General features: G+C 59.0%; 11 protein-coding genes. 2 read left to right on the plus strand and 9 right to left on the minus strand.

Features of this window, described 5'->3' with window-relative positions; genetic code table 11:
- Nucleotides 1-146 precede the first annotated feature (146 nt).
- Nucleotides 147-1,610 (plus strand): cardiolipin synthase, encoded by a 1,464-nt coding sequence (gene cls / locus D0544_RS11535; RefSeq protein ID WP_125016293.1) that lies wholly within the window; start codon nt 147-149, stop codon nt 1,608-1,610.
- A gap of 173 nt (nt 1,611-1,783) precedes the next feature.
- Here the strand turns inward: cls and D0544_RS17170 are convergent, their stop codons facing one another.
- The 8 genes from D0544_RS17170 to D0544_RS11570 form a co-directional block, all read right to left on the minus strand.
- Complete coding sequence (locus D0544_RS17170) at nt 1,784-1,948, minus strand: PA3496 family putative envelope integrity protein (RefSeq protein ID WP_164880913.1); 165 nt, start codon at nt 1,946-1,948, stop codon at nt 1,784-1,786.
- 235 nt (nt 1,949-2,183) lie between these two features.
- Nucleotides 2,184-3,035 carry a transcriptional regulator HexR gene (gene hexR / locus D0544_RS11540; protein ID WP_125016295.1) on the minus strand — a complete coding sequence of 284 codons (852 nt, stop codon included), beginning with the start codon at nt 3,033-3,035 and terminating at the stop codon, nt 2,184-2,186.
- 117 nt (nt 3,036-3,152) lie between these two features.
- Nucleotides 3,153-4,091, minus strand: a complete 939-nt coding sequence (locus tag D0544_RS11545; protein ID WP_125016297.1) for a response regulator — start codon at nt 4,089-4,091, stop codon at nt 3,153-3,155.
- Nucleotides 4,092-4,150: 59 nt separating this feature from the next.
- On the minus strand, nt 4,151-4,870 hold the full coding sequence (phoU, locus tag D0544_RS11550; protein WP_125016299.1) for a phosphate signaling complex protein PhoU: 720 nt from the start codon (nt 4,868-4,870) through the stop codon (nt 4,151-4,153).
- A gap of 23 nt (nt 4,871-4,893) precedes the next feature.
- Complete coding sequence (gene pstB / locus D0544_RS17240; RefSeq protein WP_125016301.1) at nt 4,894-5,772, minus strand: phosphate ABC transporter ATP-binding protein PstB; 879 nt, start codon at nt 5,770-5,772, stop codon at nt 4,894-4,896.
- 27 nt (nt 5,773-5,799) lie between these two features.
- Entirely contained in the window at nt 5,800-7,461 is a 1,662-nt protein-coding gene (gene pstA / locus D0544_RS17245) for a phosphate ABC transporter permease PstA (protein WP_279387273.1), read from the minus strand.
- 22 nt (nt 7,462-7,483) lie between these two features.
- Nucleotides 7,484-9,763, minus strand: a complete 2,280-nt coding sequence (locus D0544_RS11565; protein WP_125016305.1) for an ABC transporter permease subunit — start codon at nt 9,761-9,763, stop codon at nt 7,484-7,486.
- Between the two features lie 137 nt (nt 9,764-9,900).
- Nucleotides 9,901-10,872 (minus strand): PstS family phosphate ABC transporter substrate-binding protein, encoded by a 972-nt coding sequence (locus D0544_RS11570; RefSeq protein WP_279387274.1) that lies wholly within the window; start codon nt 10,870-10,872, stop codon nt 9,901-9,903.
- 264 nt (nt 10,873-11,136) lie between these two features.
- Between D0544_RS11570 and D0544_RS11575 the strand changes: the two genes are divergently transcribed.
- Nucleotides 11,137-11,532 carry an acyl-CoA thioesterase gene (locus D0544_RS11575; RefSeq protein WP_125016309.1) on the plus strand — a complete coding sequence of 132 codons (396 nt, stop codon included), beginning with the start codon at nt 11,137-11,139 and terminating at the stop codon, nt 11,530-11,532.
- A gap of 9 nt (nt 11,533-11,541) precedes the next feature.
- Here D0544_RS11575 and D0544_RS11580 read toward each other — a convergent pair whose 3' ends face one another.
- Complete coding sequence (locus tag D0544_RS11580) at nt 11,542-11,865, minus strand: hypothetical protein (protein WP_125016311.1); 324 nt, start codon at nt 11,863-11,865, stop codon at nt 11,542-11,544.
- Nucleotides 11,866-11,882: the final 17 nt, after the last annotated feature.

Consider the following 11,882-nt stretch of genomic DNA (forward strand, 5'->3'; position numbering starts at 1 on the left):
AGAGTGACGGTCTTTTCAAGTCAGACCATTGTGGCACAACACACCCTGAGCTGCATTAATGGAGGGAGGCGCGGGATGACTCTTGAATCTTAGTGCCGTTCATCGCTTTAATGGGTCACCCCCTGCTCAGACAGACCCGCAATTTAATGGATACCGACCTCACTCTGTATAGCTCCGCTGCCGCCCTGGCATACCTGCTGGTCAGTCTTGCCCTGGCACTTCGTATTGTGATGCGGCGCCGACCCGTTGGGGTTTCCCTTGCCTGGCTATTGCTGCTTTTTTTACTACCCGTTGTTGGTATCGCGCTCTACCTTTTGATTGGCGAGCACCGGCTAGGCTCCAAGCGCCTCAAGCGCAGCGAACACTTACTCCCAGCCTACTCCCGATGGGCTGAGCAGATGAGCGACTCTCATCAGGACCTACTACCCAGCATAGACCCCTGTTACCGTGGCGTTTATCGCCTCAGCCAAAACTCCCTGGGGATTCCGGCCCTGTGCAACAATCGCCTCGAGCTACTCAATGACTCCCTGTCGATCCTCGCCTCTATTGTTGAAGATATTCGCCATGCGCGTCACTTTTGCCACCTCCAGTTCTATATCTGGTCCGAGGGAGGAGAGGCCGACAGCATCGCCGAAGCACTGATCGAGGCCCGCACTCGCGGAGTTGAATGTCGCATATTGCTGGACTCAGTGGGCAGCGCCCCCTTCCTCAGGAGTCACTGGCCCAATCGGCTCAGAGCCCATGGCGTCGAAGTCAGGGCCACCTTGCCGGTGGGCGCCATGCGCCTGGTTCTGGAGCGGCTGGATATTCGCAACCACCGCAAGGTAGTGGTCATCGACGACTGCATCGGCTACACCGGCAGCATGAACCTGGTCGACCCCCGCCACTTTAAACAGGAGGAAGGGGTAGGGGAGTGGGTTGATGCGATGGCGCGCCTGCATGGCCCTGCGGTACACGCCCTCAATGCCGTTTTCCTATGGGACTGGCACATCGAGACCGGGCAAACTGTCGACGTTTTCCTCGAGTACAGTCACCTGCAACTGCCCGAAAAAGGGGGCGTTGACAGCGGCCTGCAGGTGGTTCCCTCGGGACCCGACGACACCCGAGAACTGATCCACCAGCTGCTGCTGGCCGCCCTCTACAGTGCGCAGGAGCAGCTGGTCATCACGACCCCCTACTTTGTGCCCGATGAGGCTCTGCTGACGGCACTCAAGTCCGCCGCCGCCCGCGGCGTGCAGGTTCAACTCATACTGCCCCGCCGGGTCGATTCCCGCCTGGTTCGCTACGCCAGCCGCTCCTACTTCTACGAACTGCTCAACGCCGGCATTGAAATCTGGGAGTTTGACGGCGGGCTGCTACACACCAAGAGTGTGCTCGTCGATCGACAGATTGCCATCTTTGGCACCGTCAACCTGGATATGCGCAGTGTATGGCTTAATTTTGAGGTCTCCCTGATCGCCTTCGACCCTCAATTTGGCGAGTCGCTGGCCTACTTACAGCAGGGGTACAGGGCACAAAGTTGCCGCATAGCGCTGGAGGAGTGGAAACGGCGTCCCTTGATCCGGCGCTTGACCGAAAACCTGGCGCAGCTGCTGAGCCCACTGCTGTAAGTCCTTAGCCACAGGAAGGGTAAGGAAAGAGCGCAGGTGTTGAAGCGGCAACCCGGGTGTCAGGGCAAGGGAATGCTGTGGATAAGTCTGTGACTAACCGTGGATAAAACCGCTGCTTGGGATTGGGGGTAGGGTCGCCGCGGCGCCCCGCCACGGCGACCGCTTGAGGGCTGTTAGATATCGCCCCAGTAGGCGTTACCAATCATGGTATCAAGGCGTTTGTTCTCGAAGTGGTCTTCGATGGCGCGGCGAACAAAGAGAGAGCGAGAAGCGTTTTTCTCCTTCGGAGATCTGGTGTTATTCCGCTTACTATTTTTTTTCATGTTTTCGTTTTGCATAGTGACACCCCTTCCTAATGGTTGATTTTTGTTGTTATAGGTAACGAGTACATGGAATAAGCTAAGAAAAAATACCTCTAATCACAAGAAAAATGTTCTCTATTTCTCCATTTAATAGCGCGCCACAGCCCTTTGCTACCAAAGGGTGCAGATTGTTCGGGCAGCGCCCCATAACGGGGTAACAGCTGTGTAGATAATACCCAACGTACTCGGGGAAAACGCACCAAAATGGTGCTTAGCGAGGATTCAAGCGCAGGCTTCGGAGGTTGCGTTTCACGGTTTTCAGGTGCTCGGCCAACTCAGGCCCCCTCGCCATGGCCACCCCCATCGCCAGAATATCGATCACAACCAGATGCACGATGCGTGATGTCAGGGGCGTGTAGACCTCCGTATCTTCCGACACATCGATCAGGATGGGATAGTCACTGAGCTCAGCAAGAGGCGTGTTGGCGGGACAGATGCCCACCACTTTGGCACCGCGCTCCTGCACCTGCCGCACACTGTGCATCAGCTCCCGGGTTCGTCCTGTTTGGGAGATCGCCACCACCACATCGCCGGGCTGCATGGTCGCCGCCGACATCGCCTGCATATGCGGATCGGAGTAGGCCGCCGTGGCGACTTGCAAACGGAAAAACTTGTGCTGGGCATCGCTCGCAACCGCACCCGAGGCGCCATAACCGTAAAACTCTACCCGCTTGGCATGTGCGAGGGGATCTATGGCATCTTCCAGCGCCTGGGGGTCCAGTTTATCCCGGGTCTGCACCAGGGTACCGATGGTGGAGTCAAAAATTTTGCGCTTGTAATCCGAGGTTTTATCGCTGGCGTCTATGTCAAACTGGGCAAAGCCACGGTTCGCAGCCAGGCTCTGCGCCAGCTGCAGTTTGAAGTCCTGGAACCCGTTGCAGCCAACCGCCCGGCAAAACCGCAGAACCGTTGGTTCACTGACACGCGATGCCGCCGCCAGCCCGGCCAGGCTCAGGTGAATGATGGTGGAGGGCTGGGCCAGAACCTGTTCCGCCACTTTAAGCTCCGACTTTCGCAGGGAGCCCAGGCACAGCTCGATATCGGTTAGCAGTTTCGTCGTCATGATGTCCAACGCTGAACAGCCCAATGGCTGCGTTTTAATCGTTGGTTGTAGTTATACTACAAGAAGGTTTCCCTGACTACAAAACCCGCCCGATAGCGCTGCACAGGGCGCCCATCACTAGAAATACTGCTTACCGGTTCCCATGGCGATCATCTTGGAGAGGTACTCCATTTTTTGCGGATCATCATCGACGAAACGAATACTGATGGCGATCAAGGCGCTGTCCATCTTCTGCTCAGCCGCTTCCAGCTTGCTGATATAACCATTGATGCGAGCTACCTCCCGCTCCTCTCCCTGCTCGAGATCCACCACCGCCTGGGAGAGCAGTTGCGGGATACGCTCACCCCGACGAATCACCGCCTTCACCTCTTTCAGGCTCAGTGCCTGGACGACACAATCGACGGTCATATCAGGAAACCGTAACTGCGCTGACGACCCTCTGGCGCCGGACTTGCCAGCGCCTTTGGGGGCCGGTGCCGGGGTCGTCGCAGCTCCGGTCAGAGCAGCCACAGAGGAGGATGCCTCGGTGGCTGCAGGGGAGGGGGGGGGAGATGGAGCGGGACGAGACTGCGTCAGCACCGAGACCGAGGCGGCATGGGTGGCGCTGCCTCCGGTCAGTACTTCGGCGCTCCCACCCGGGGTATCGGGGCGGGAGCTCCCTCTAAGGTCGCTGGCAGAATGACGGCGGGAGAGCACTTTGATGATTTTCTTCAGTAGCGCATCGCTGGAAAACGGCTTGCCGATATATTCCGATACCCCGGACTGTACCGCTGCGACCACATTGTCACGGTCGCCCCGGCTGGTAACCATAATAAAGGGGGTATCCAGTGAACGCTCGTTGCGCATCCACTGCAGCAGTTCAAGACCACTGAGTTCAGGCATCTCCCAGTCGCAAAGCACCAGGTCATAGCGCTGTTTTTCCAGCAGGGACTGGGCTTTGCGGCCATTAATCGCCTCCTCCACCAGGAAGTGAGGAAATTTAGAGCGGACCGTCTTCTTTACCAGATCCCTGATAAAAGCCGCGTCATCCACCACCAGCACTCTGATTTTTTTCATAGCCCGCCTGCGCCCTTGCCGATGCCTCTAATCATAGCGCACAAGGCTTGGGCTCAGGGCTAATCTTTCAGCTCACGTTTCATCTCTTTATAGCTCAGGTGGCGAACGTCGGTGCCCTTAACCAGATAGATCAGGTGTTCAGCGATATTGCGGGCATGGTCGCCCACCCGTTCCAGCGAGCGCAGTACCCACATGATGTTCAATACCCGCGATATACTCCGTGGATCTTCCATCATAAAGGTCACCAGCTCACGCATGGCGCTCTTGTACTCCATATCCACCGATTTATCCGCTTTGGCAACCGTCAGCGCCAGATCGGTATCAAAGCGGGCGAACGCGGTCAGGCTATCCTTGATCATCGCTCGCACCCGATCGCCGATATGGCGGGTTTCCACATAACCCCGAGGTGACTCCCCCTGCTCGCACAACTCAATCGCGTGTCGAGCCACCTTGGCGGCTTCATCACCCACCCGCTCAAGGTCACTGGCGGCTTTGGAGCAGGCGATCACTAACCGCAGATCGCTCGCGGCTGGCTGGCGGCGCGCCAGAATGCGGGTGCACTCCTCGTCGATCGCCATCTCCATATCATTGATCAGCTCATCCTTTTCGCGCACGCTGCGGGCCAACTCACTGTCGGCCTCGATCAGCGCTTCGATGGCGTCGGAGACCTGCTTTTCGACCAGCCCGCCCATCGCCAGCAAGCGGTTTTTCACCTCATTGAGCTCGGCGTTGAACTGCTGGGATATGTGTTGTGTGTGTAGATCGGTATTGATTTTCATGATCTTTTCGTTGCCTCCCGGGATTAGCCGTAGCGCCCGGTTATGTAGTCTTCGGTCTGTTTTTTGTCCGGGTTAGTGAACAGTGAGTCGGTATCGCCAAACTCGATCAGGTCCCCCATGTACATGAAAGCCGTGTAGTCCGACACACGCGCCGCCTGCTGCATGTTGTGAGTAACGATCACAATGGTATAGCGGGACTTGAGCTCATTGATCAACTCCTCAATCTTGAGGGTCGAGATGGGGTCCAGAGCCGAAGCCGGCTCATCCAGCAGCAGCACCTCAGGCTCCACCGCGATGGTACGGGCAATCACCAGTCGCTGCTGCTGACCGCCCGACATGCCGAGCGCACTCTCATGCAGGCGGTCTTTCACCTCCTCCCACAGGGCAGCGCCCCTGAGCGAACGCTCCACCACCTCATCCAGGGTCCGCTTGTTCTTTACCCCCTGGATACGCAGGCCGTAAGCGACGTTCTCGTAGATGCTCTTGGGAAAGGGGTTGGGCTTCTGGAACACCATGCCCACCCGACGGCGCAGCTCCGCTACATCGGTGCCACGCTGGTAGATATCCACCCCGTCCAGCAGGATCTTGCCTTCGATGCGGCAGCCATCCACCAGGTCATTCATGCGGTTGATACTGCGCAGCAAGGTTGACTTGCCACAACCGGAAGGTCCGATAAAGGCGGTGACACGGTTTTTGGGGATGGTCAGGTCAATATTATTGAGGGCCTGCTTCTCGCCGTAATAAAGATTCAGCCCGGAGACCTCCATGCAGGTCTCCTCCTGCTCCATGCTCAGGCTCTGACGGGTGCGACCGAGGGATGCGGTATCGATCCCGTGGGTACGCCCCCCCTCGTTGTTCTCCTGCGTTGGCCCGTGACCACTTACTCTGTTTGCTTGTGACATATTCAATACTCCAGTCGACACCGGTGGTTAGACTTCCAGCGCCTTGTATTTTTCCCGCAGGTGGTTGCGTATCGCCACCGCCGACAGGTTCAGAACTGCAATGACCACCACCAGCAGCAGAGCCGTGGCATACACCAGGGGACGGGCCGCCTCCACATTCGGACTCTGGAAGCCCACATCATAGATATGAAAGCCCAGGTGCATAAACTTCTGGTCCAGGTGCAGAAAGGGGTAGTTGCCGTCGAGGGGCAAGGAGGGGGCAAGTTTAACCACCCCCACCAGCATCAGGGGTGCCACCTCGCCTGCGGCTCGCGCCACCGCCAGGATCAGGCCAGTCATCATCGCCGGGCTCGCCATGGGCAGCACCACCCGCCACAGGGTTTCCGCCTTGGTAGCGCCCAGTGCCAGGCTCCCCTCGCGAACCGCACTGGGAATACGGGACAACCCCTCCTCGGTGGCAACAATCACCACCGGCAGCGTCAGCAGTGCCAGGGTAATGGCCGCCCACATCAGCCCCGGCGTACCAAAGGTGGGGGCCGGCAGGGCTTCAGGGAAGAACAGCTGGTCGATATTGGAGCCCAGGAAATAGACAAAGAAACCCAGGCCAAATACCCCGTACACAATCGAGGGGACTCCAGCCAGGTTGTTGACCGCAATGCGGATCGCCCGGGTGATCGGTCCCTGGCTGGCGTACTCGCGCAGGTAGACCGCGGCCACCACACCAAAGGGGGTCACAATGATCGACATCAGGATCACCATCATGACGGTACCGAAGATCGCCGGGAAGATCCCCCCTTCGGTGTTGGCCTCACGGGGGTCGTCGCTGACGAACTCCCACAACTTGGCAAAATAGAAACCTATCTTCTGCAGCAGCCCCATCGCGTTGGGACGGAAGGCCCGCACCACATTACCCAGGGAGATCCTCACCTCGGACCCATCGCTGGCCACGCCGACCATATGGTCGCGATTGAATCTCACATAGAGCTCGGACAGTTCCGCCTCCAGCACGCGATAGGCCGCATCCAGCTCGGCGCGCTCACTGGCGATCTCCGCTTCGCTCGCCGCGGTGTAGGTTCCATTGAGCTGGTAGCGCCGCTCACGCAGTCTCAACCGCTCCATTGAGGAGTTGATGGCGCCGATCTGGTGCTTTTCGATCTGGTAGATCTGGTCATGGATGTCGAGGGCTCGCTCAATCCGCTCCTGTAACACAGGCCAGGCCTGCTCCCCACTGGCCACCAGCTGTTCGTCTTCGTACACTGCCTTGAGACGACCGTAAAAATTCCCCCACTCGCGGCGCTCCACCGTCACCAGGGCGTCGGGGTAACGGCGATCTTGCAGGAAGTCATCCAGCACCCACACAAAATCGCCGCCGGTCAGATCGCGGTTGCCGATCTTGATCAGGTCTCTCTGCATGAACTCGGCCTCGACCACCGGCACTCCGGCTGACTCGAGACGCAGGGTAGGTACCTTTTCGGTCTCCACCACTTCACCCAGAATGACCCGCTCGGGTTGCCCGGGAAGCCGGTAATCGGCCTCCATCAGGCTGCCGGGCCAGAAATGGCCCAATCCACGTACGGCGATCAGCGCGATCAGGCCAATCACCATCACCAGGCTGATCGCGACCGCCCCGGCATTGAGCCACACAAAGGGGGAACCGCTTTTGTACCAGGAAGATAAAGAAACTCGCATCATAGAATCCCGTTTTTAACCGCTACAGAGAGCTGTACTTCTTGCGCAGGCGATGACGCACCATCTCTGCAAAGGTGTTCACCACAAAAGTGAACAGGAACAGCACCATGGCCGCCAGGAACAGTACCCGGTAGTGAGAGCTGCCCACCTCCGACTCCGGCATCTCCACGGCGATGTTGGCCGCCAGGGTACGCATGCCCTCGAAGATATTGGCATCCATGATCGGCGTATTACCGGTCGCCATCAGCACGATCATGGTTTCACCCACGGCGCGCCCCATCCCGATCATGACCGCCGAGAAGATACCCGGACTGGCGGTCAACAACACCACCCGGGTAAGGGTCTGCCAGGGGGTTGCTCCCAGCGCCAGGGAGCCGTAGCTCAGGTGCTTGGGCACACTGAAGATAGCGTCCTCAGTGATGGAAAAAATGGTCGGAATCACGGCAAAGCCCATCGCCAGACCTACCACCAGTGCATTGCGCTGGTCGTAATTCAGGCCCAGCTCACTACTGATCCAGTGGCGCATGTTGCCGTCGAACAGCAGCACTTCGATATGGCCACTCGCGCCCAGCGCCAGTGCGCTGGCCACAAGGATTACCGGGATCAGCAACAGCGCCTGCCAGCCTTCAGGGACCAGGGAACGGAGTCGCTCCGGCAGTTGCGCCCAGGCGAACCCGAACAGAAGGATCGCTACCGGCACCAGAATCAGCAGGGCGAAGATCCCCGGCAAAGACTCCTCCACGAAAGGGGCCAGCCAGAGCCCGGCCAGGAAGCCGAGGATTACCGTTGGCAGTGCTTCCATCAGCTCGATCACCGGCTTGACCTTGCGGCGCATGGCGGGTGCCATGAAGTAAGCGGTGTAGATGGCACCACAGATCGCCAGCGGAGTGGCCAGCAGCATGGCGTAAAAAGCGGCCTTGAGGGTACCGAAGGCGAGCGGCATCAGGCTCATCTTCGGTTCGAAGTCATTGGTCGAGGCGGAGGACTGCCACACGTACTCCGGCTCGCTGTAGTGCTCATACCAGACCTTGTCCCACAGGGCCGACCAGGAGATCTCCGGGTGCTCATTGTGCAGCGCCAGATATTCCATCTGCCCACCGCCCAGCTCCAGCAGCAGGCCATTGGCCCGAGGGGCAATGGTCATCCCCTCAATCGCTGCACTTGAGCTCTGCTCCACCAGCAGGGTGCGATGCGCTGTGGTGTTGTAGAGGCCAATCCGTCCCTCACTATCAGCCGCCATAAAGCCTTTGCGGCGATGCTCAGGCGCAATGGCTACGATAGGGCTTGAAGCCAGTTCAAAGTCCCTTACCTTTTGCAGGCTGTACTTGTTGTCGTCATCGCGCACCAGAAACCACTGGCTAATACGACCCTGGCTGTCGCCGATCAGGAGGGAGGTTCCCCCCAGCAGAAACTCGATATCGGTGATTCTGCCCCCCCCCTCGGTCACCGGCAGTACGGCGTTGACCACCGGCTCATCCCGGTCCCGAACATCCAGCACCGCCATGCGATTAGCGCCCAGCGCGACAAAAAGCCAACGCTGCTCCGGATCAATCAGCACCCGGCTCAACACACCGGGCAACGCCGGCAGTTCGAGGGTCTCCCGCTCCAGGGTTACCTCCTCGGTGAGGAAGTCGATCTCCTTGTTGTAGAGGGTGACATGGAGCCCCGCCTCGGTGCTGGCCGCCAGCATCATGGAGTTCTCATTGTCGCGCAGGGCCAGCTGGGTCAGGGGGGCACCCGCTTCATCCAGGGTTATCGGCTGCTCGCCATAGGGGAACTCGATCTGCGGTTCAATCCAGCGCACGTCATTGGGATAGCTCACCTGGTAGCTGTGCTTGAACATGATCACCTGGCCGTTGGACAGGCCCACCGCTACCTCGCGGGTATTGGGGTCGGCTTCCGCCATCGAGGTGATCTCAGCCCCCTCCGGAAGGGGAAGCTGGACGCTCTTGCGCGGCACCCCGTCCTGAGTAGAGAAAAACAGCAAGGTACCACTGCTATCGAGGCGCAACGCCAGCTCAGCCTGCTCCTCCATCGCCAGATAGAGGGTCTGTGAACCCTCCTGCCGTGCCGGTGCCGGGTAGCTGGCTACCGGCTCCATCTCCGCCCCCTTGAACAGAGGTACCACCTCGTAGAGCAGGTAGAGGAAGATCAGCAATATCGCCACGATAACGCCAATGCCGCCCACGGCAACCGACCAACGGGCCAGTCGATCCTTGAGCGAGCGCACACGCCGATGACGCCGCGCCTCATCGGAATTGAAGTCAACCAGGGGGTTGGAAAGATCGGTAATTTGGTTCATGGCGCGTACCCTACGCGTTCAATGTGACAGGAGTATGACAACACCCTAAGAAAACGCCTCAAGGGCGGCTCGCAAACCACAAACCCCGCACAGGGTACGGGGTTTGTGGCAACAGCGGTGAGGTGTTCAGCTCAAGGCTAGAGGCCCAGGGCCGCCATCTGCTTCTCGACCACCTTGGCCGGCAGTGGAATGTAGCCATCCTTCACCACCACATTCTGGCCCTGCTGCGAAAGCACCAGCTTTACGAACTCGCGCTCGATGGGTGCCAGCGGCTTGTTGGGCGCCTTATTGACGTAAACATAGAGGAAACGGGAGAGCGGGTAACTCCCATTGACCGCATTCTCGGACGTCGCATCCACAAAGGGCTGACCCGGCTTCTTGGCCAAAGGGACGGTCTTCACGCTGGAAGTCTTGTAGCCGATGCCGGAGTAGCCGATGCCGTTAATGGAGGCACTGACCGACTGCACCACGGAGGCGGAACCCGGCTGCTCATTGACGCCGCTCTTGAAGTCGCCTTTACAGAGCGCCTTGTCCTTGTAGTAGCCGTAAGTGCCTGAGACGGAGTTACGACCGTACAGCTGGAATCCACGCGCTTTCCAGGCGCCGTCCAGACCGACATCGCCCCAGCGGCTGATGTCCTTCTCGTAACCGCACTTGCGGGTGGAGGAGAAGATCGCATCCACCTGGGGAATGGTCAGACCACTGACGGGATTGTCTTTGTTTACAAACACCGCCAGCGCGTCGATGGCGACCGGAATTGCGGTCGGCTTGTAGCCAAACTTCTTCTCGAACGCCTCCAGCTCCTTGTCCTTCATCTTGCGGCTCATGGGCCCCATGTTTGAGGTGCCTTCGGTCAACGCGGGCGGCGCTGTGGATGAGCCGGCGGCCTGAATCTGAATGTTGACGTTGGGGTATTCGCGCTTGAACTCTTCCGCCCACAGGGTCATCAGGTTAGCCAGGGTGTCCGATCCCACGCTGGACAGGTTGCCGGAGACGCCACTGCTCTTGCTGTAGGTTGGGATAGAGGGGTCCACGGCGGTAGCGGCTACCGCTACCGTCACACTGCTGGCGGCCAGTACACCGACCAGTCCATTGATCATGCTGTTCATTCTCATCTCACGTCTCTCCAAGTGGTATTGCTGTATTCAGTGACCACGAGTATCCAGGGGTCGTGTTGCAACTATATTGCGGCGAGATGACAGTTTTATGACCAGCGGGATTAAATGTATCGAGTGTGGGTGCGCTCGCTTTCTCGATCGATCACTACTTCCCGCACCGGCAGTTTTGGGTATAATCCCGCGCCGACAGGGATTGTCCTTAAAATACCATTAGCCTTTGGCCGTAAACGCAAAGCAATAACAAGAGCGGAACCGATGAACGATATTGAAGATAACCCAAGGCCCAATGGCCAACTTTGCCTGCAGATCCAGGCCATGCCCCGGGATACCAACCCCGAGGGAGCCATCTACAGTGGCTGGCTGGTTTCCCAAATGGACCTGGCGGCGGCCATGCTGGCCCGGCGCGCAACCAACGGTCGCGTTGCCACTGTCTCCATGGAGAGTATGGCGTTTATGGTGCCGGTGAGCATCGGCGACTGCCTCGGGTTTTACGGTGAGGTCGTTGGGCAGGGGCGCAGCTCCCTGACCATCCGCATCGAGGTCTGGAAACCCTCTCGCGAGGATGCCAACGAGCTGTGCAAGGTGACCGACGGCTCCATCGTGCTGGTCGCCATTGATGAGCGTGGCCGCACCCGGCCGATCCCCGCTTAACGAAGGCCGCTAGGCCTCCCCCTCCCCAGGGGTGGGCTCCTGCAGCGCGCTCAGAGCGGAGAGGATTTCGGTGATGGCAGCGACCGTTGCGTGCTGCGCCTGGGCGATGGCCTGGGGGTCGCCCGCCGCTACCGCCTGGGTCATCTCCACCCGTTGGTGGGCCTCACGCTGCTTCTCCTCGTCGCTCTGCTGCACGCGGATGGCGCCCAGGCTGGCGCCCAGCAGGCGCACCAGCTGGATCAGTTGCCCCTTGCTGCGGGACTCCAGCGTCTCCTCCAACAGCTGGTTCAGCTGCTGGATTTTCTCCAGCCCAATCTCTGAGTTATCGCTCAAAATTCACCTCGGCTTGT

It is taken from the genome of Aestuariirhabdus litorea (assembly GCF_003864255.1).
GTDB classification, from domain to species: Bacteria; Pseudomonadota; Gammaproteobacteria; order Pseudomonadales; family Aestuariirhabdaceae; genus Aestuariirhabdus; species Aestuariirhabdus litorea.

What these genes read in the sequence shown, in the direction of transcription:
- D0544_RS11545 (WP_125016297.1), bottom strand. Translation starts at nt 4,091, where the DNA reads ATGAAAAAAATCAGAGTGCTGGTGGTGGATGACGCGGCTTTTATCAGG.
- D0544_RS11570 (WP_279387274.1), bottom strand. Translation starts at nt 10,872, where the DNA reads ATGAACAGCATGATCAATGGACTGGTCGGTGTACTGGCCGCCAGCAGT.
- D0544_RS11575 (WP_125016309.1), top strand. Translation starts at nt 11,137, where the DNA reads ATGAACGATATTGAAGATAACCCAAGGCCCAATGGCCAACTTTGCCTG.
- phoU (WP_125016299.1), bottom strand. Translation starts at nt 4,870, where the DNA reads ATGAAAATCAATACCGATCTACACACACAACACATATCCCAGCAGTTC.
- pstA (WP_279387273.1), bottom strand. Translation starts at nt 7,461, where the DNA reads ATGCGAGTTTCTTTATCTTCCTGGTACAAAAGCGGTTCCCCCTTTGTG.
- hexR (WP_125016295.1), bottom strand. Translation starts at nt 3,035, where the DNA reads ATGACGACGAAACTGCTAACCGATATCGAGCTGTGCCTGGGCTCCCTG.
- D0544_RS17170 (WP_164880913.1), bottom strand. Translation starts at nt 1,948, where the DNA reads ATGCAAAACGAAAACATGAAAAAAAATAGTAAGCGGAATAACACCAGA.
- cls (WP_125016293.1), top strand. Translation starts at nt 147, where the DNA reads ATGGATACCGACCTCACTCTGTATAGCTCCGCTGCCGCCCTGGCATAC.
- D0544_RS11565 (WP_125016305.1), bottom strand. Translation starts at nt 9,763, where the DNA reads ATGAACCAAATTACCGATCTTTCCAACCCCCTGGTTGACTTCAATTCC.
- pstB (WP_125016301.1), bottom strand. Translation starts at nt 5,772, where the DNA reads ATGTCACAAGCAAACAGAGTAAGTGGTCACGGGCCAACGCAGGAGAAC.